Below are 18,591 nucleotides of genomic sequence, written 5' to 3' on the forward strand. Positions count from 1 at the left end.
TCCCCTCCCGGCTCGGCCTCGCGAGGCCCCGGCCCCGGCCGAGCCCGGCCGGTGACCAGCCCGCCAACCGATTTCCGAGCACGGCTTCCGGGGTGCTAGAGTTTCACTCGTTGCAAGGGCCTGTGGCGCAGACTGGTAGCGCACCTCGTTCGCATCGAGGGGGTCAGGGGTTCAAATCCCCTCAGGTCCACCTCTTGCACACGGCATCCCGTCCGATCCTTGAGATCGGGCGGGATTTTCGTGTGTCGTCCTCATGAGCGACGGCTGGTGCCGCGACGGGACAGCCCTTAGGCGCGGCTTCGGCCGACGTATACGTTCCGGGCGTGGTAGAGGGTGTCGCTCGTCGGGCCCGAGGAGCCCGACGAGCCTTCCATCTGGAGATTGATGATGAGCCAGAGGGGCTTGCCCACGAAGCCGGTGCCTCGGTGGACCGCTTTCCAGGTGTCGTCGAGGTAGTAGTGGATGTCCACGTCCGTGCTGTTCACCTTGGTGATCCAGGCGCGGTAGGCGTGCCAGGAGCCGGGGGACGGGACGCCGACGATCGTGGACGAGACGTCCGAGGACGTCCGGAAGGTGTTGAACCAGTTGTTGCCGTTCCCCTTGAACTCCAGGATGTCGCTCTCCGGTGGCCAGCTGTTGACTCCGGTGAGCCAGAACGCGGGCCAGGTGCCGCCCGCGCTCGGTGCCTGGAACTCGCCCTTGACCTCGTAGTTGGGGAACTGGTCGGTCACCACGATCTGGTGCTTGGCGTGCACCGCGCCGGAGTGGTAGCGAATGGGGAGGTGCGGGGTCGAGCCGCTCGTGCCCTCGTCCCACGTGATCCGGGTCGCCTTGAGGGTCAGTACCCCCGAGTTCAGATAGATGTGGTTGTGGTCGGTGGCGCTTCCGTACATGCGGGCGCTGCCGTTGTGATCGCTTCCCCATGGATAACGGTAGTTCCAGTGGGCCTCCAGGGCGCTGTAGCTGCCGAAGGAGCCGTTGATCACGTCCTCCCAGGCCGCCTCCCGGGCCGGGGCGCCAGGGGCGGCGTACGCTCCGTGCGGCCAGGCGCTCAGGGCGGCGGCCCCCGTGAGCGCCATGGCCCCGCCGAGGAATCTCCTGCGGCCGTACGACTCGTCCCGTGCCGGTAAGCCGTGCATGGTGCCTCCCGAGAATCGGACAGAAACCATCAGGACTCACCACATTCCCAAGGGGATCATGGAGCGTCAACCGCCGTGGGCTGTCGTGGGCTGTCGTGGGCCGTCGCGGGGCGCCGCGCGCCGTCGCGTGGCTCTTGTGGCCGGCGTGGGTCAGCCGGGGACCGGGACACCCGCGCAGGGCATCGAGCGGACCCGGTTGTCGAAGTTCGACGGGACCAGCACCGGGTCGCCGGCCGACCGCAACTGAGGCACCCGCGTGAGCAGTTCCCCGAAGAGCGCCTTCATCTCCAGCTTGGCCAGGTGGGTGCCCAGGCAGTAGTGCGGGCCTCCGCCGCCGTATCCGACATGCGGGTTGGGGCTACGGGTGATGTCGAAGGCGTCCGGGTCGGGGAAGACCGACTCGTCGCGGTTGGCCGAGGCGTAGAAGAGGACGACCTTGTCGCCGCGCCGGAAGTCGTGTCCGTTCATCCGGTGGTCCCGGGTCACCGTCCGGCGGAACTGGATGATCGGTGTCGAGTACCGCACGATCTCCTCGACCGCGCCGTCCGCGTACCGTTCGAAGTCGCTCAGCAGCAGCTCGCGTTGCTCGGGGTGCCGGCTGAGCAGATCGAGGCCGTGGGCGATCGCGTTCCGCGTGGTCTCCACCCCGGCGACCATCAGCAGCGAGAAGAACGCGCCCAGCTGACGCCCGGTCAGCGCCTGACCATCGATGTCGGCCCGTACGAGCGCGGAGATGAGGTCGTCGGTGGGCGCCCTGCGCCGCTCGCGGCCGAGGTTCGCGATCATCCCCTGCATCCGGGCCAGGGCCAGCAGGCCCTTGCCCGGCATCCGCAGCCGGGTGCGGGCGTCGCGGGCCACGCCGATGTCGCCGGAGGCGCTGTTCACCTGGTCCAGGATCCCCGGGCGCTCGCGCTCCGGGATGCCCATCAGATTGCAGATGACCTCGAACGGCATACGGGAGGCCACCGCGGTGACGAAGTCGTCCGGCCGGCTCGCGAGGAGGTCGTCCACGATGCGGGTGGCCACCGCGTGGATGTCCTCCTCCGTACGGTTCAGGATCCGCGGGGTGAAGGCACGGGAGACGATACGGCGCAGCTGCGTGTGGCGCGGGGCGTCGAGATTGACCATGGAGTCGCCGAACAAGGCCCTGACCCAGCGCGCCGGTTCGGGGGTCGTCGCACCGGGCGCGCTCGCGAAGACCTGTGCGTTACGGCTCGCCTCCACCACGTCCGCGTGTGTGACGAGAGCGTGGAATCCCCGCTCGGAACGCCACCGGCTCCCCGGACGCTCCACGAAATACTGCGGCTCGTCGAACTGCCGGAGCCGGGCGAACGCCTCCGCCCGGGCCACGTGCGGGAGTTGCCAGAAGGACGGGTCCGTGAGGTTGGGTCTCTCCCGGTGCTCCTTCCGGGCCGGAACCGGCCGAACAGGGGCCGCCGTGGAGTGGGCGGAGGAGGGAAACGGGCGTGGGGAGCGCGGGGAAACCGTCATGTCGAATCCTCTCGGTGGGCGCGGACCGGTATTTCCATATGCCTGTACGACATACATGCGTTCGGGAATGCTTCCCATCGCACGTGCTCACGGAGCTTGCCACGGAAAGGCGTTTCATATCGGGGACTGGCCAGGAGTGGAGAGAAACGACTGGCCGGAAGTAGTCATGGTATTCCCCCACTCGGGTGACACCGGCTCACAGATATTCTTCATGGGCCACTACTGTCACCGGACATGAGCTCTTCCCACACCGCGACGGACAACGCCCAGTACGCCCCTCGAATGGGCACCCTTTCCGTGCTTCCCTGGACCCGTGACCCGGACGCTGAGGAACGCGGGGCGCCTTTCCTGCTCGCCTATTCACTCGGGGACGGCAGGGACGGCCCGGAAGCCGGCGAGCAGGCGATGCGTGCGGTCCTCACGGAGATCGGACTGACGCCCGGCGGCGACCTGGTGGACATCGCGCACATGCCCAACGTGGCGATCAAACTGCTGGTGCAGGCGGGCCGGGCGGTCCTGACGATGCCGTACCTGAACGCGCAGTGTCCCGTACCGCCGGAGTGGGAGCAGGACGCGCACCGGAGCGGCCAGGTGCACTTCATCGTCGCCACCCGGCCCTGGGCCGACGGAGTGCCGGGACAGCCGGTCACGGAGGAGCGCCTGCGCTCCTTCGCCGGCGACGTCGAGGTCCTGTCCACCGCCGCGCACTGCCTGCTGCCGGTCCGCACCCTGACCGCCTGAGCGGGGAACCGGGAACGGCGGAGTGGACGGACACCGGATGCCGTCACTGGACGAGACCGAGACCGAGACCGAGATTGCGGTCGCTGTGGAGACCGTGCCCGAAGTCGCGCCCGGAACGGGGCCCGTGACCGGGCCCGTGACCGCGACGGGAACCCCCGACCCGGTCGGTGGGAGCCGGGCGTTGGCGCTGTTGTTGGTGGTCACGGGGGCGGCGGGGTTGCTGGCCGCGTGGGTGATCACGATCGACAAGTTCAAGCTGCTGGTGGATCCGGGGTTCACGCCGGGGTGCAGTCTGAATCCGGTGGTGTCGTGCGGCAGTGTCATGGAGAGTGATCAGGCGTCGGTGTTCGGTTTTCCGAATCCGATGCTGGGGCTGGTGGCGTACGGCGTGGTGGTCTGTGTGGGGATGGGGCTGCTGGCGGGGGCGCGGTACCGGCGGTGGTTCTGGCTGGGGCTGAACGCGGGCACGCTGTTCGGGGTGGGGTTCTGTACGTGGCTGCAGTACCAGTCGTTGTACGAGATCAACGCGTTGTGTCTGTGGTGTTCGCTGGCGTGGGTCGCGACGATCCTGATGTTCTGGTACGTGACCTCGCACAATGTGCGTAGTGGTGTGATCGCGGCGCCGGGTGCGGTGCGGGGGTTCCTGGACGAGTTCACGTGGGTGCTGCCGGCGGTGCACATCGGGGTGATCGGGATGCTGGTCCTCACGCGCTGGTGGGACTTCTGGACGAGCTGACCCGAGGGCCGGGGAGGCTGAGAGAGGGTGCGGGCGAGCCCGTCAACGTACGACAACGACAGGGCGGCTGTACGGAGTTCAGTCCGTGCGGCCGCCCTGTCGGCCGAGCGCGGGTATGCGCGGCCGGGAAACGCGGGGGATCGGTCAGCCGCCGAGCGGCAGCCCGCCGAGCAGATTGCCCTTGGCGTTGCCCTTGTTGGCGTCCTTGTTGTTCTGCCCCACCTTGCTCGTGCTGCCCTTGGCCTGGCTGCCCTTCGGCTGGGTGCCCTTGCCCTTGCCCTTGGCGGCTCCCTTGCCGGCCGTCTTGCCGCTCGCCTTGCCGGTGGTCTGCTTGGCGGAGGTCTTCTTGTTCAGGCCGTCCGTGACGCCCTTCACCGCGTTCAGGACAGAGCCCTCGTTCTCGGTGTCCAGCGCGTTCGTGTGCAACGGCTGGATGTCGCGCAGGCCCTCGCTGGCGATGGTTTCCAGGCCGCCGTTCAGGCTCATGCCTTCGGCGAAAGCCGGGGACGCGGCACCCAGAGCCATTACGGATCCGGCGACGACCGCGGCAACCTTCATGGGCTTCATTTGTTGAATCCTTCTTTCAGCGATGTCCACGCGCGAAAGCCGCGAGACAACTCTCGTTCCGCACAGTCCTCTTGGACGTCTTCGGTGTGAAGCCGTGTCAGCGGCCTCGCGATGTCTAACGAAGTCCGGTCGCGGCGGAAACGGGGGAATCGCCGGATCCCCGGAGAAGGGCGGGGGCGGCCCTTGCTGCGGTGCCCGGACCGGACCTCAGCGCGCGCCGGTCGTCCCGACCGTACCGACCGTCGACGCCGGCGGGTTCGGTACGGGGATGCCGGCCTTCTGAAGGACCTTGATGATGAACTTCAGAAGCTCGGTCCACGGATCGTCCGCCTCGGCGGTGACGTCGTGCGCGGCGCCGGTCAGGGCCCTGTCGTCGGCCGCGGCGCCCTGGCCGGCGTCCTGACCGGCACTCTTCCCGGCGGCTCTGAGTACCCGGTCCGCCGTTCTCTTGAGCGTCGCCACCTCGTCGGAGCTGAGGGTGAGCGGGGTGATCTTGCCGTCCTTGCCGATCCGGCCGCTTGCGGAGGAGCCGGCGGAAGTGGACGTGACCGTCCCCGACGCGTCAGCGTCCGCAACGGCCTTCGCGTGCTTGGAGTCCTTCGAGTTCTCCAGCGCTTCCACGGCCGCCTCGAGTTCCTTGGCGTGCTTGTCGATCTTGATGGCCGAGAGTGTGCCCCCGGGTGCCTTGAACACCTCGTTGAGCAGATTGGCGAAGGGCGTCAGAACAGTCGCGGCGTCATCGAGCGAACCGATCTCGTGAATGGACACCGACGTGTTGGAGACGGTGGTGCCGGACGCTGAGGTGCTGGGCTTCGGGGACGGAAGGGGGGAGCGGGAGGAGGCGGCGGCCGCCGTGGTGGCACCGAACACGAGGGCGGCGGAGAGAGTGGCGGACATCGCGGCGGTCGTGGCGGTGACCGCGGGACGGTGGGATCGGGACGGGCGGCGACGCATGCGGAATCCTTCCGGGACGGGGCGGGGAGAGTGTTCTCACCGTGGGTTCCGCGCATACCATACGCAACCGATATGTCACCGTGCGTACTGGGCGTCGAGTGCTGTGTCCGTGTCCATACCTCACTTGACCTGCGGTGACGTGTCCGTGTGCGATTCCGCCGCTGAAAGAGTGGCGACCGTGTCCCGTACGGAGCAACGCGGCACGAAGGCGGCACGGAAGAACGAAGAGCCGCCCTGCCCCGAGGGAGAGAGCGGCTCCGCTGTGACGCTGTCGGCTCCCATGTCCATCACGGCCGGGCGGCCATGGCCACGGCTCGACGATTACGGCGCGTCAGCCACGACTGGTACGGCGAGCCGCCGTCAGCCGTTGACGCAGACGTTGCCGAAGGCCGGGTTCAGCAGGCCGACGATGTCGATGGTGTTGCCGCAGAGGTTGATCGGGACGTGGAGCGGCACCTGGATGACGTTGCCGGAGATGACACCCGGGGAACCGATCGCCGCGGCGTTGGCGCCGGAGTCGGCGAAGGCGGAGCCGGAGGCACCGGCGACGGTGGCGACGGCCGCCGTGGAGAGAACGACGGCCTTGGCGATACGCGACATGGAGAAAGACTCCTCAGTCATAGCTGGAACGGCATAAGCATCGGGCGTGTGTGCCTGACTAAACAATCAACGCCGGAATGGCTTATGGGTTGCGCACCCGAATGAGTGACACAGTGCCTTCGGACCTGCGGAGAGTCACGAATGGGTGCCGCCCGTCCGTTTCGGTGCGGGCCTTCCCCAATCCGCAGCGTGCCGCCACGAACCCCACGGGGTCGAGGTCGGGGCCGGTCTGCCCTGGTCGTGAAGTGCAGTCATTTTTTACGTTCAGCGTGTTTCTGCGCGTCTGACGTGATTTTCAGTCCGCGCTCTGTAAAGGTCCCATCTTGTTTCGGGCGACCAAGGGCTGAGGGGCGAAATGTCGCGTCCCCATGTCGAGAGATTGCTCTCCTTGTATCCACGAGTGGAAAGAGTTGAACGTGCGGTCTCCACGCCACTGTCCCACGGGCCTGTTCACCGCACTCCACCTCGTCCAACCGGTCGACGGCGGTGTGGCGAGGGTGGTCCTGGACCTGGTCGCGGCGCAGGTGGCGGAGGGGTTCCGTGCCGTTGTGGCCTGCCCCGTCGAGGGGCCGCTCGCCGGGGCGGCGGCCGAGAGGGGAGCGGAGGTGCACGCCTGGCGGGCGACGCGCGATCCGAACCTCCGGTTGTTCCACGAGATCCGGGATGTCGCACGGTTGGTCGAGCGGGTGCGCCCCGACATCGTCCACGCACACAGCGCCAAGGCCGGGTTCGCCGGCCGGCTGGCCGTCCGCGGCCGGGTGCCGACCGTCTTCCAGCCGCACGCCTGGTCGTTCGAGGCGGTGGGAGGGACGACCGAACGGCTGGTCACACGCTGGGAGCGGCTGGCCGTACGGTGGACCGACCGCGTCATCTGTGTCAGCGAGGCGGAGCGAAGCACCGGCGAGCGCGCCGGGGTGCACGCCCCCTGGACCGTGATCCACAACGGGGTCGACGTCCGTCGCTTCGCGGCCCCGGAGTCCGCTCGGGGAAGAGCGGAATCCGCCGATGGCGCGCGCACCGATGTCGTCAACACCGACGCCGACGTTGACGCCGTGCGAACCGGCGCCCCGCACGCTCATGTCGTCGGGGCCGGCCCCGTACGGACGGATCCCGACGCCCCCGACAAGCCCTTCAGTACCGGTGGCTCCGACGGCTCTGACGACCCCGGCGGCTCCGGCGGCTCTCACCAAGCCGCCGGTATCGCGGCCGCTCGCGCTTCCCTGCCGCTCTTGTCCGCGCTCGCCCCGGACACGCCCGTCGTCGTCTGCGTCGGCCGGCTGTGCAGGCAGAAGGGGCAGGACGTCCTGTTGAAGGCCTGGCCCCGGGTCGTACGGCAACTGCCCCGGGCCCGGCTCGTCCTGGTCGGCGACGGGCCCGACGCCCGGGCGCTGAGCGCCGCCGCGCCGCCCTCGGTGCTGTTCGCCTGGGCCGTACGGGACCCCGCGCCCTGGTACCGCGCGGCCGATCTGGTCGTCCTGCCGTCCCGCTGGGAGGGCATGGCGCTGGCGCCCCTGGAAGCCATGGCGAGCGGACGCCCCGTCGTGCTCAGCGATGTGGACGGCGCGCGAGAGAGCCTGCCGGCCGGCCACGAGCCGTTCTGTCTCGCCCCGCCCGAGGACCCCACGGCGCTGGCGACCGCCATCGGGACGCTGCTCCGGGACGGAGACCTGCGCGTGGCCCTCGGCCGCCAGGGCCACCAGCACGTACTCAGCACGTACGACGTACGCCGGACCACGCGGGCCGTCTCCGACGTGTACCGCCAGGTCACCGCAGTGACCCGCCCCGACCGCAGGGAGCCGACCCCCCGATGAGCACGGAAAGAGCCAGCGTTCCTCCACCGTCCGGGCCCGCCCCGACGACGGACCAGCCGAAGGGGCAGCCGGTGGCGGCTCCCCCGGGCAAGGCGATCGGGCCGCCGGCGGGTGAGCCCGTCGCCCAGGCCATGGCCCAGGCCGCCTCCCACGCGGCCGGACATACAGTCGCCCCGTCCCCGTCCCCGTCCCCGTCCACTTCCTCCTCGTCCTCGCCCTCGTCCCAGGCGCAGGCCGTCGTGCATTCCATGGCTCAGGCGGTCGGTCAGTCCGTTCCCCAGACGGCCGGTCAGCCTGGCGGCCCGTCCCCGAGTCCGTCGCCGAGCCCGTCATCGAGTTCACCCCCCGCGCGATCCACCGTCGCCCCGCCGCGCGGCACCACCGACAACCTTCCGCTGCCGCCCCGCCGCAGGACGGGCGCTTCGCCGCGCTTCGCGCTGCCGCTCGTCGCGGCGGACGTGTTCGCGGCCCTGCTGTCCTCCGTGGTCCTCCTCGACGAGGGACAGCGGGACACCGTCCTGGGAGCCCAGCTCGTGGTCGGCGTGACCACGCTGAACGCGTTCGCGGGCCTGTACCGCCCCCATGTCACCCTGTCGGGGCTCGACCAGCTCCCGGCGCTAGGCGCCCGTATCGTCGTGTCGTGGTGCGCGGCGGCGGCCGTGCTCGCCGCGCTCTTCCCCGCCCACGCACTCGGTTTCACCGCTCTGCTGAGCGGCGTCGCCGTGCAGATCGCCGTCGCGGTCTGCTGCCGCTCGCTGATTCACACGCGTCGGCGTGCGCGGGCGCGCGACCGGCTGCGTTCCGCCCTCGTCGTGGGGACGGGCGACTCGGCGCGCCGGCTGACCGCCCTTCTCGTCCAGCACCCCGAGTACGGGCTGCGGCCCGTCGGTATCGCCTCGCTCGCCACCAGGAGGCCCGGGGAACGGGGCGCCGAGGCCGCCGACGGCCACGGTGGCGCGGAGGGCGACGCGGGTGCGGGCGCAACGTCCGCCACCGCGGCCGACAGGTCCGGAGTGGCCGGCGAAGCCGGTGGCGCCGCCGCGCGGGGCGGGGAAAGCGCTCCGGGCGGGGCGGGCGGTTCCGCGCCCGCGGACGCTCCCGACCTTCCCGTTCTCACCTCGGTCCCGGAGGTCCAGCGCGCCATCATCCAGAACGGCGTCCAGGAAGCGCTCTTCATCGGGCCGTCGGCCGGTTCCGAGGCGGTGGCGACGGCCGGGGCCGTGACCTCCGAGGGTGCCGGGCCCGCACCGGGCACCGGCGCGGGCCCGGGTCCGGGTGCCGCCGCCGGTCTCGTGGCCGAGTACCTTCCCGGGCCGGCGGCACCGGTCCTCGAAACCGTCGCGGAGCATGACCGCTCCGCGCTCGTCGCGCTGTTCCACCACTACGGTTGCGCCACCTCCTTCGTCGGCGTCGGCCCCTGGGAGACGGTGGCCGACCACGACACCATGGCGCGCCATCTGTGGGGGTTCTCCTGGCGCCGGCTGGAACCGCCGGTCGCGCGCCGGGGCGGGCGGGTCGCCAAACGGCTGCTGGACGTGGCGATCACCGGCCCGATCCTGGTCGCCGCCGCACCGGTGCTGCTGTTCTGCGCCCTCGCGGTCCGGCTGGCCGACGGCCCCGGCGTCCTCTTCCGCCAGGAGCGCGTGGGCCAGGACGGGCGGCCGTTCACGCTGCTGAAGTTCCGTACGCTCAGACCCTCCGACGAGCAGGAGTCCGCCACCCGCTGGAACATCGCGGGCGACCACCGGATGAGCGCCGTGGGCAACATCCTGCGCCGTACGTCGCTGGACGAGCTGCCCCAGTTGTGGAACGTCCTGCGCGGCGACATGAGCCTGGTCGGGCCCCGGCCCGAACGCCCCTTCTTCGTCGCCAACTTCAGCCGTACGCTCCCGGGTTACGCGGCCCGCCACCGGATGCCCGTCGGCATCACCGGCCTCGCGCAGGTGCACGGGCTGCGCGGGGACACCTCGATCGAGGAGCGGTCGCGCTTCGACAACCACTACATCGACCACTGGTCCCTGTGGCAGGACGTCTGCATCCTCGTGCGGACCGCCGCGTCCCTCGTCCGACCGGCGGGCAGCTGATGGCCGCCGACAGCGCCGGAGCCCTGCTCGGCGAGGACCGCCCGGGCCTGGCATTCCGCGGCGTCGCGCGACGCGTCAGGACGCGGGCCGTCAGGGCGTGGGCAGGGAACCCGTGGGCCGCGGCCCTGTTCCACCGGTCGGCGCCGCTGCTGCCCGTCGTCGTGGTCATCGGGCTGCTCGTCGTACCGTCGACATCGGCCGGGAGCGGCTCGGCGGGCGGCGGAACGCCCGCGGACATCGCCTCCGCGCTACTGGTGGTGCACTGCCTGGTACGGGTGTTGCGGGAACGGGCCCGGCCGCTGACCCGTACCGCCGCGCTGGTGCTGGGCCTGCCGGTGCTCGGGGTGACGGTCGCGGCGGTCGCCTCGCACGATCCGGCGGCCGGTCTGCCGGGGCTGGCGCGCTACCTGCAGATCTTCGTCCTGGTGCCGGGCGCGGTGCTGCTGACCGTCCGCGACCGCACGGACTTCCGGCTGGTCGCGGGAGCGGTGGCGGTGCTGGCGCTGGTGCAGGGCGCGGTCGGCGTCGTGCAGTACCTGACTCGTACGGGCGCCTCGTACATGGGCGAGGAGATCCGCGCGGTCGGCACGTTCGGGCCGTCCGACGTGATGGGGATGGCCACGGTCGTCTCGTACGGGCTGGTCATCGCGGTCGGACTCGCGCTCGGCGGCGGCCAGGCGGGGCAGGCGGATCAGGCGGGTCAGGCGGGCCGGACAGGACGGGCCGGGCGGGCACCGCGTGCGTGGCGGGTCGCCGCCCTCGTGTGTGCCGGTCTGCTCACCGTGCCGCTCACACTGTCCTTCAGCCGGGGTGCCTGGATCGCCACCGCCGTGGCGGTCGCCCTCCAGTTCCTCCTCTCCGGGCCGCGTCGCGCCGCCAAGGCCGCGCTGGTCGCGGGGGCGCTGGGAGTCGTGCTCGTCGGCGGTCTCGGCGTCGGGTCCAAGCTCGTCGGTGAACGCCTCAGCAGCATCGCCCAGGTCACCGACGCGCCGGACCGGTCCGTCAGCGACCGGTACGTCATGTGGGCCGCGGCCGTCGACATCTGGAAGGAGCGGCCGGTCACGGGCGTCGGGCTGAAGGGCTTCCCCGAATACCGCGACAGCCACGCCTCGCTGGCACTCTCCGCCGCCAGTGACACGGACGGGGCCGGAGCTCAGTTCCGGCGTCAGCCGTTGCTGTCCCCGCACAACATGTATCTGCTGGTGCTCAGCGAGCAGGGGCTGGTGGGCCTCATGGCGCTGGCCGGCGGCTGGGCGGCGCTCCTCGTGTGCGCGCTGCGTCGGCTGTACGAGGCACGGCGGCCCCGCGGGCCCCAAGGTGCCCACACCTCTCGCGGTTTCCGTGGGTCAGGTGGTGCCGACTGCGGTCTGGTCGCGGTCGGTCTGCTGGTGTGGCAGCTGATGAGCTTCGGTTACGGGGACATCGGTGGCCCGTCCACCGTGCTGACCGCGGTGGCGCTGGGCCTGGTGGCGTGGTGGGCGCTGACGCCCCGCCGGTCGAACCGGGAGGTCGTCCACGCGTGAGCGAGACGACGCAGTCGCTTCCCGCGGCACCTCCGGCCCCGGTTTCCGGGGCGGCCCGGGTTTCCGGGGCGGCCCCGGAAACCGGGCCGGCCGCGATGTCCGTGGCACCCGAGCCGGACCCGGCGTCCGGGCCGGCCGTGGTGCCCACGGCGCCCGGGCCGGACGCTGCTCCCGTCGTGCCACCGCCCGCCACGCGAGGGAGCGGTGCCCACGACGCCGGCAGGGCCGCTCGTGCCGTTGGTGTTGCCCGTGACGGTGCGGGCGGCGAAAGCGACGGTTCCCCGCGCGCCGCGCGCGCCTCCTTCCTGTCCGGGCGGCTCCTGGCACGGGCGGCCGTCCTCGCCGCCCTGGCGACCGCCGTGGCGTCACTGCTGGGCCTGGTCCGGGACCAGACCATCGCGCGGCTGTACGGAGCGGGCCACGAGACCGACGCGTTCCTGGTCGCCTGGACCGTGCCGGAGGTGGCCTCCACCCTGCTCATCGAGGACGGGATGGCGCTCGTCCTCGTACCGGCGTTCAGCATGGCGCTGGCCCGCCGGGCCGCCAGGCGGGGTCCGGACCACGATCCGGTACGCGCGCTCCTGCGGTCGACGCTGCCCCGGCTGCTGCTGGCCCTGAGCGCGGTCGCGGCCCTGCTGGTGGCCGCCGCGCCCTGGGTGGTGGCCGTCCTGGCCCCCGGGCTGCCCGAAACGGAACTCGCCGTCGACTGCACCCGGCTGACCGCGACCTGCGTGCTCAGCTTCGGTGCCGCGGGCTACCTCAGCGCGGCACTGCGCGCGCACGGCCGTTTTGTCGTGCCGGCGTCGATCTACATCGCGTACAACCTCGGCATCATCGCCACGATGCTGCTGGCGGGCGGCAGCCGGGGAGTGGGGGCGGCCGCCGCCGGGGTCGCCGTCGGCGGCGTGCTGATGGTGCTGTTCCAGGTTCCGGTGCTGTGGCGCGGGCTGCGGGAGGCCGGCCCGGGGCGGAAACCGGTACCGGCACGGGGGTCCGCGTCCCGCCCGGCACCGGGGTCCGTGTCGCGTCCGGCACCGGAGGCCGTATGGCCTTCTGCACCGGTGCCCGTGTCCGGCCCGTCGCCGGATCTCGGACTCGCGCCGGTGCCGACGCCGCTCGCGAACCCCGTCGCGGACCCGGCCGGAACGGCTGCCGCGGCGGACACCGTCGCCGTGCCGGCCACCGTACCGGTCCGTGGCGAGCAGCCGCCGCGGACCGCCGACAGCGGTGCCACCCCCGTCGTGTTCGCCCTGATCGCGCCCGTCGTCGCCTTCGCGCTCTGCAGGCAGTCGCAGGTCCTCGTCGAACGGTTCCTCGCCGCTCCCCTCCCCGCCGGGGCCATCTCGCACCTGAACTACGCCCAGAAGGTGGCGCAGATGCCCATGGTCCTCTCCCTCATGATCTGCACCGTCACCTTCCCCGTCGTCTCCCGCGCCATGGCCGCCGGGGAGACCGGCCGGGCGCGGCGACGCGTCGAGCGCGACCTCGCACTGGCCGCGATCATCGTGCTCATCGGCGCCGCCGCGGTCATCGCCTGCGCGCCCCAGTTCATCGACGTGCTCTTCCAACGCGGCGCCTTCGACCACTCGGACACCGCGGCCACCGCCGCCGTGATGCGCGTGTACGCGGTCGGACTGCTCGGGCACACACTCGTCGGGGCGCTCGTGCGCTGCTACTTCTCCGCCGCGCGCCCCCTCTGGTTCCCCGCCCTCGCCATGCTCGGCGGGCTCGCGCTCACCGCCGGCACGGGCGCCCTGCTCCTCCAGGCATGGGGCGTGCTCGGCATCGCCGCCGCCAACGCCCTCGGCATCACCTCCACCGCCGCCGTGATGCTGTACGGCCTGCGCCGCCGCAGCGTTCCCATCAGGACCCGGCACACGGCCGGGGTCCTGATCCGGCTCGCCGTGGCGGCGGCCGCCGCCGTGGCCGCCGGCTGGTTCTGTGCCTCCCTCGTTCCCGCGCCCGTCCTGGGAGCGGCGGCGGGCTGCACGGCCGTCGTCGCCGCCTTCCTCGGCACCGCGCGGGCCTTGCGGGTGCCCGAGACGGACACCGTGCTGCGCCCGCTCCTCCGTCCCCTGCTCCGTCTTCTCACACGAAAGTGCGCCCATGCCCGCTGACACGGTGCCCGTCCCCCTGTCCGCTCCTCTGCGGGCTGTCATGTACCACTCGGTCGCGAACCGTACGGAGGACCCCTACCAGGTGACCGTCTCGCCCGGGCGGCTCGAGCGGCAGCTGGGCTGGCTGAGCCGTCGTGGCCTGACCGGCGTCACCATGGACCGGCTGCTGCGCGCCCGCGCGCGGGGGCGTGGCGCGGGTCTGGTCGGTCTCACCTTCGACGACGGTTACGCGGACTTCCTGGAGCGGGCCGTACCGCTGCTGCGCCGGTTCGGGTTCACCGCCACCGTCTTCGTGCTCCCCGGCCGCCTCGGCGGTACGAACGAATGGGACAGCCTCGGTCCGCGCAAGCCCCTCCTCACCGAGGACGGGATCCGCGCCGTCGCCGCGGCGGGCATGGAGATCGGCTCCCACGGCCTGCGCCACACGGACCTGACCAAGGCCGACGACGCCCTCCTCACCTCCGAGACCGCGCGCAGCCGCGCACTCCTGCGGGAACTGACCGGCGCCGAGGTGGCGGGCTTCTGCTACCCGTACGGAACGGTCGACGCCCGGGTCGTCGAGGCGGTGCGCGCGGCGGGCTACTCGTACGGCTGCGCCATCAACCCCGGCCCCCTCACCGGTGTGTTCGCCCTGCCGCGCATCCATGTCGGGGAGAAGGACACCGCTCTGCGGCTGCGCATGAAGTGGGCCCTGCACCGGTGGCGGCGCGAACCGGCCGCGCTCGACGCCTATCCGGTGGGGGCCGGCCTGCCTCCTGGCCCGTCCGCCGCGTCACCGGTCGCCTCGCCGGCCGCGTCGCCCACCGTCGGCCGGGAGGCATCCGTACCGGTATCGGACGCGCGGAGGTCCGGGCCGTGAGGGTGCTGCACATCATCACCGGTCTCGGCATCGGCGGGGCCGAGCAGCAGCTACGGCTCCTGCTGCGGCACCTGCCGACCGACAGCGACGTCATCACCCTGACCAACCCGGGCGCCGTCGCCGAAGGCATCACGGCGGACGGGGTACGGGTCAGGGACCTCGCCATGGCGGGGAACCGGGACCTCGGCGCCCTGCCCCGGCTGGCCAGGCTCGTCCGGCAGGGCCGGTACGACCTGGTGCACACCCACCTCTACCGCGCGTGCCTGTACGGGCGGTTCGCGGCGCGGCTGGCGGGCGTACGGCCCATCGTGGCCACCGAGCACTCCCTGGGCGCCAGCCAGATCGAGGGCCGGCCGCTGTCCGCCGGCGCCCGGGCCCTCTACCTGGCCGGGGAGCGCCTGGGCACGGCCACGGTCGCCGTCTCGGACACCGTCGCCCGCCGGCTGGAGCGCTGGGGAGTACCGCGCGACCGCATCCATGTCGTGCCCAACGGCATCGAGGTCGGACGTTTCGCCTTCGACGCGGTGGCCCGGCGCGCGACGCGCGACCGCCTCGGCCTGCCCCTCGACGCCTTCGTGGTCGGCGGGGTCGGACGGCTCACCCGTGGCAAACGGTTCGACACGCTCGTACGGGCGGTCGCCCAACTGCCCTCCGCCCGGCTGCTGCTGGTCGGGGACGGGCCCGAGCGGGCCGGGCTCGGGCGACTGGCCGACGAGCTGGGAGCGGCCGGCCGGATCCTGCTGCACGGGGCGTGCGAGGACCCGCCGCGCGTTCCGCCTCCCGTTCCACCGGCCGACGGCGCGCCGTGTCCGGCGGGCGGCGGGCCCGACCTGCCGTCCCTCCTGGCCGCCATGGACGTCTTCGTCTCCACGTCCCCCGACGAGTCGTTCGGTCTGGCCGTCGTGGAAGCGCTGGCGGCCGGGCTCCCGGTGCTCCACGTCACCTGTCCCGCCCTGCACGACCTGCCCCCCGAGGCGGCGCCGGGGGCGCGCCGCATCAGTGGCTCGGTCGCCGGACTGGCCGCGGATCTGCGTCCGTTCCAGGACGCGTGCCATGCGCGGGCCCACGAATCGTGGCAGGAGGCCGGGCGGCACAGGCTGTCCGTGCCGCCGGCCGCGCTCCACTACGACATCTCCCACAGTGCCGAACAGCTGATGACCGTCTACGAGAACGCCGTGCGCGGCCCGGTCGCCGCCATCCGAGAGGTGAGTTGTCCATGAGCAAGTCGAGTCAGCCGAGTCCGTCGAGCCGGCCGAGTCAGCCGAATTCGGCGAACCAGTCCGGCAAGACGGGTCAGCCCGGCAAGGCGAGTCAGGCGGACAAGGCCGGTCAGCCGGTCGAGGCGGGCCCGCCGGAGGCCAAGGTGGGCCAGCCCTCCAAGGCGAGCCAGCCCTCCAAGGCGAGCCAGCCTTCCAAGGCGAGCCAGCCTTCCAAGGCGAGCCAGTCGGCCAAGACGGGGCAGCCGCCCAAGACCGGGCAGGCCGTGAAGACCGGGCAGGCCGCCAAGGCGGGGCGGACACAACAGAAGGAGAGCGGGAAGCCGAGCCCCTCCCGTTCGGCCGCCCCCTCCAGTACGCCGGGCACACGTTCCGACGACGCCTCGAACGGTACGACGCTGAAGCTGAGGAAGATCGTCCGCCCGGCCCGGCCCGTCCCGGACGGGGGCGCCGACCGGCCCGCTGCCCCGCGGTCCCGCTCGTGGTCGCTGCGGCCCAAGGGGCTGCCCGTGCGGTGGGTCGTGCCGGTGGCGGTCCTCGGCGGGGCGCTGGCCGGCGGCCTCTACGGCACGCTGCGGACGCCCGAGTACACCGCCACCAGCTATGTCCTGGTGGTACCGACCGACAGGTCCGACCCGACCGCCGCGCTCGGGTTCGCGACGGCGTACGGACGGGTCGCCTCCCAGGTCGCCGTGCTCGCCGACGCGCAGATCTGGGCCGGCGTCCCGGCGGAGGAGCTCAGGTCCGCGGTACGCACGGCCACGTCACCGGACGCCCCGATGATCTCCGTGACGGCGACCTCGACGAAGCCGTCGGCCGCCGTCGCCATGGCGGACGGTGTCGCGCGTGCGCTTGTTTCCAACGGCTTCCACATGCAGGGCAGTACGAACGTGCGGGTGGTCCAGCTCTCGCGCGCCGTCACCCCGAAGAGCCCGGCCTCCGTCTCCGCGCCGCTGGCGGCCCTGGTCGGCGGCTGCGCCGGCGGGCTGGTCGGCGGGCTCGGGCTGCTGGTGCTGCCGAGGCGGCGGACCGACGAGGACGCCGTCGTGACGGCCGCCGCGCCCGCACCCGCCCCGGCCCCCACGGCCGTTCCGAAGGACACGCGGACCCCGCAGGCACCGGTGACCCCGGACACTCGGGAAACCTCCGCGACCTCCGTGACCTCCGCGACCTCCGTGACCTCCGCGACCTCCGTGACCTCCGCGACCCCGGAAACCCAGGCGCTCTCGGCGTCGCCCGCGGTCCCCGCCTCCCCGGCGGCGTCCGTTCCGGCACCGGCGACCGCTTCCCACCCCCAGCCGGAGCCGGTGTCATGACCGCCGGTCAGCGCGTGAGTCCCACCGGCGCCGTCGCTCCGGTCCGGTCGCCCGCCCCTGCGCCCGCTTCCGTACCGGCACCGGCACCGGCGTGCCCGGCCGGTGCGGTGCCGAAGCCGGTGTTCACCACGGAGCTGTGCCGCGACACCGACCGCTTCGCCGAACTCGCCCCCGCCTGGGACGCGCTCCACCGCCGCTCCCGCAACGCCACTCCCTTCCAGTGCCACGCGTGGCTGTACTCGTGGTGGCTGTCGTACGGCAAACGGGGCCGGCTCCGGGTCGTCCTCGTACACCGGGACGGGGAACTGGTCGCCGCCGCACCGCTGATGCTGGTCCGGGGCGCGCTCCCGGTCCTCGTACCGATCGGCACCGGCATCACCGACTACTGCGATGTCCTGCTGGACGAAGGCCCCGACGGCCCGGCGGGCCCGGACGGAGCGGCGGTGGCCGAGGCTCTGGCGCGCGCCCTCGCGAACGCGGCCCGGACGGCGGTGATCGACCTGCGGGAGGTACGGCCGGGAGCCGCCGCCGAACGCGTCCTCGCGTGCTGGCGGGGCCCGCGCCGGGAGCTGCCCGACTCCCTCTGCCTCGAACTGCCCGCCCTCACCATGGACGAACTGCTCGGCAGACTCGCCACCGCCCGCTCCCAGCGAGCCCGCGCCAAGATGCGCAAGCTGGACGCGCTCGGCATCCAGGAACGGCCGGTGCCCGAGGCGGAGGTCCCCGACGCGGTCGGCCGGCTGCTGGGGCTGCACCGGCTTCAGTGGCAGGGGCGCGGTGTCACACAGGAACACCTCAGCGCCCGGTTCTCCGACCACCTGACCCGCGCGGTGACATCGATGGTGGCCTCCGGCACCGCGCGCGTCACCGAGTTCCGGCTGGAGGGGAAGGTGGTCGCCGTGGACCTCACCCTGATGTCGGGCCGGATGGAGGGCGGCTACCTCTACGGGGTCGACCCCACGCTGCGTGCCCGGAAGGTGGACGCGGCGACGATGCTGCTGCGCAGCGCGGTCCGGCACATCGGTGAGAGCGGCCGGAGCACACTGAGCCTGCTGCGCGGCGACGAGCCGTACAAGCACCACTGGCGGCCCGAGACCGTGCGCAACCAGCGACTGCTGATGGCCCGGCCGGCCCTGGCGCCGGTCCTGTGGCTGGTCGCCGCCCGCGCGGCGGGCCGGAGCCGGGCCGCCGCGCTCGTCAAACGACTACGGGCAGGGGACGGGCGGCACGGCGGCGATCAGCGGTCGAGCGCCACGAGGCCCGACCGGCAGGCGAGCGCCAAGAGCACCGGCAAGCAGGCCGGTGCCAGGAGTACCGGCAAACGGGCAAGAGCCGAGGGCGGCCGCGCGGCGTGCGAGGACAAGGGCAGGGGCAGAGGCAGAGACAACGTCAGAGGCTGACGCCGGTATCCGACGCCGTGCGCCGAACCGCCGGGG

The 18,591-nt window shown here is 72.3% G+C and carries 13 protein-coding genes, 1 tRNA gene and 2 pseudogenes; 11 read left to right on the top strand and 5 right to left on the bottom strand.

Features of this window, described 5'->3' with window-relative positions:
- Positions 1 to 116 precede the first annotated feature (116 nt).
- Positions 117 to 190, top strand: a tRNA-Ala gene (locus ACU6P3_RS19880).
- 97 nt (positions 191 to 287) lie between these two features.
- On the opposite strand, the gene ACU6P3_RS19885 is transcribed toward ACU6P3_RS19880, so the two are convergent.
- Both ACU6P3_RS19885 and ACU6P3_RS19890 read right to left on the bottom strand, forming a co-directional pair.
- A complete protein-coding gene (locus ACU6P3_RS19885) occupies positions 288 to 1,139 on the bottom strand; it encodes a glycoside hydrolase (RefSeq protein ID WP_447193471.1) in 852 nt (283 codons plus the stop codon).
- A 150-nt stretch (positions 1,140 to 1,289) separates the two neighbouring features.
- Entirely contained in the window at positions 1,290 to 2,630 is a 1,341-nt protein-coding gene (locus ACU6P3_RS19890) for a cytochrome P450 (protein WP_447193472.1), read from the bottom strand.
- Between the two features lie 234 nt (positions 2,631 to 2,864).
- Here ACU6P3_RS19890 and ACU6P3_RS19895 point away from each other — a divergent pair, with 234 nt between their 5' ends.
- Both ACU6P3_RS19895 and ACU6P3_RS19900 read left to right on the top strand, forming a co-directional pair.
- A complete protein-coding gene (locus ACU6P3_RS19895; RefSeq protein ID WP_447193473.1) occupies positions 2,865 to 3,371 on the top strand; it encodes a DUF5949 family protein in 507 nt (168 codons plus the stop codon).
- 37 nt (positions 3,372 to 3,408) lie between these two features.
- Positions 3,409 to 4,107 (top strand): vitamin K epoxide reductase family protein, encoded by a 699-nt coding sequence (locus tag ACU6P3_RS19900; protein ID WP_447193474.1) that lies wholly within the window; start codon positions 3,409 to 3,411, stop codon positions 4,105 to 4,107.
- A gap of 144 nt (positions 4,108 to 4,251) precedes the next feature.
- On the opposite strand, the gene ACU6P3_RS19905 is transcribed toward ACU6P3_RS19900, so the two are convergent.
- The 3 genes from ACU6P3_RS19905 to ACU6P3_RS19915 all read right to left on the bottom strand — a co-directional run bounded on the left by ACU6P3_RS19905 (position 4,252) and on the right by ACU6P3_RS19915 (position 6,228).
- Positions 4,252 to 4,674, bottom strand: coding sequence for a hypothetical protein (locus ACU6P3_RS19905; protein WP_447193475.1), 423 nt, complete (start codon positions 4,672 to 4,674; stop codon positions 4,252 to 4,254).
- A 207-nt stretch (positions 4,675 to 4,881) separates the two neighbouring features.
- Complete coding sequence (locus ACU6P3_RS19910) at positions 4,882 to 5,571, bottom strand: hypothetical protein (protein ID WP_447193476.1); 690 nt, start codon at positions 5,569 to 5,571, stop codon at positions 4,882 to 4,884.
- A gap of 417 nt (positions 5,572 to 5,988) precedes the next feature.
- The gene (locus ACU6P3_RS19915) at positions 5,989 to 6,228 is read right to left on the bottom strand and encodes a chaplin (RefSeq protein ID WP_447197971.1); all 240 of its coding nucleotides are present in this window, start codon (positions 6,226 to 6,228) and stop codon (positions 5,989 to 5,991) included.
- A gap of 416 nt (positions 6,229 to 6,644) precedes the next feature.
- Here ACU6P3_RS19915 and ACU6P3_RS19920 point away from each other — a divergent pair, with 416 nt between their 5' ends.
- The 8 genes and pseudogenes from ACU6P3_RS19920 to ACU6P3_RS19955 all read left to right on the top strand — a co-directional run bounded on the left by ACU6P3_RS19920 (position 6,645) and on the right by ACU6P3_RS19955 (position 18,555).
- Entirely contained in the window at positions 6,645 to 8,039 is a 1,395-nt protein-coding gene (locus tag ACU6P3_RS19920; RefSeq protein WP_447193477.1) for a glycosyltransferase, read from the top strand.
- A gap of 1,361 nt (positions 8,040 to 9,400) precedes the next feature.
- Positions 9,401 to 10,123, top strand: a pseudogene (locus tag ACU6P3_RS19925) (sugar transferase); the annotation flags it as partial.
- Entirely contained in the window at positions 10,123 to 11,646 is a 1,524-nt protein-coding gene (locus ACU6P3_RS19930) for an O-antigen ligase family protein (RefSeq protein WP_447193478.1), read from the top strand. The pseudogene ACU6P3_RS19925 and the gene ACU6P3_RS19930, both read left to right, overlap by 1 nt.
- Before the next feature lie 95 nt (positions 11,647 to 11,741).
- The gene (gene murJ / locus ACU6P3_RS19935) at positions 11,742 to 13,763 is read left to right on the top strand and encodes a murein biosynthesis integral membrane protein MurJ (RefSeq protein WP_447197972.1); all 2,022 of its coding nucleotides are present in this window, start codon (positions 11,742 to 11,744) and stop codon (positions 13,761 to 13,763) included.
- A 40-nt stretch (positions 13,764 to 13,803) separates the two neighbouring features.
- Positions 13,804 to 14,481 (top strand): annotated as a pseudogene (locus ACU6P3_RS19940) (polysaccharide deacetylase family protein); the annotation flags it as partial.
- A gap of 137 nt (positions 14,482 to 14,618) precedes the next feature.
- Positions 14,619 to 15,842, top strand: a complete 1,224-nt coding sequence (locus tag ACU6P3_RS19945; protein WP_447193479.1) for a glycosyltransferase — start codon at positions 14,619 to 14,621, stop codon at positions 15,840 to 15,842.
- Positions 15,839 to 17,155, top strand: coding sequence for a YveK family protein (locus ACU6P3_RS19950; RefSeq protein WP_447193480.1), 1,317 nt, complete (start codon positions 15,839 to 15,841; stop codon positions 17,153 to 17,155). The genes ACU6P3_RS19945 and ACU6P3_RS19950 overlap by 4 nt, the downstream gene beginning before the upstream one ends.
- A gap of 119 nt (positions 17,156 to 17,274) precedes the next feature.
- Positions 17,275 to 18,555, top strand: a complete 1,281-nt coding sequence (locus tag ACU6P3_RS19955; RefSeq protein ID WP_447193481.1) for a GNAT family N-acetyltransferase — start codon at positions 17,275 to 17,277, stop codon at positions 18,553 to 18,555.
- Positions 18,556 to 18,591 lie beyond the last annotated feature (36 nt).

Source organism: Streptomyces hebeiensis (assembly GCF_052983195.1).

Bases quoted from the DNA above. Each gene is read 5' to 3' on its own strand.
- ACU6P3_RS19885 (WP_447193471.1), bottom strand. From the start codon at position 1,139: ATGCACGGCTTACCGGCACGGGACGAGTCGTACGGCCGCAGGAGATTC.
- ACU6P3_RS19890 (WP_447193472.1), bottom strand. From the start codon at position 2,630: ATGACGGTTTCCCCGCGCTCCCCACGCCCGTTTCCCTCCTCCGCCCAC.
- ACU6P3_RS19895 (WP_447193473.1), top strand. From the start codon at position 2,865: ATGAGCTCTTCCCACACCGCGACGGACAACGCCCAGTACGCCCCTCGA.
- ACU6P3_RS19900 (WP_447193474.1), top strand. From the start codon at position 3,409: ATGCCGTCACTGGACGAGACCGAGACCGAGACCGAGATTGCGGTCGCT.
- ACU6P3_RS19905 (WP_447193475.1), bottom strand. From the start codon at position 4,674: ATGAAGCCCATGAAGGTTGCCGCGGTCGTCGCCGGATCCGTAATGGCT.
- ACU6P3_RS19910 (WP_447193476.1), bottom strand. From the start codon at position 5,571: ATGTCCGCCACTCTCTCCGCCGCCCTCGTGTTCGGTGCCACCACGGCG.
- ACU6P3_RS19915 (WP_447197971.1), bottom strand. From the start codon at position 6,228: ATGTCGCGTATCGCCAAGGCCGTCGTTCTCTCCACGGCGGCCGTCGCC.
- ACU6P3_RS19930 (WP_447193478.1), top strand. From the start codon at position 10,123: ATGGCCGCCGACAGCGCCGGAGCCCTGCTCGGCGAGGACCGCCCGGGC.
- murJ (WP_447197972.1), top strand. From the start codon at position 11,742: ATGTCCGTGGCACCCGAGCCGGACCCGGCGTCCGGGCCGGCCGTGGTG.
- ACU6P3_RS19950 (WP_447193480.1), top strand. From the start codon at position 15,839: ATGAGCAAGTCGAGTCAGCCGAGTCCGTCGAGCCGGCCGAGTCAGCCG.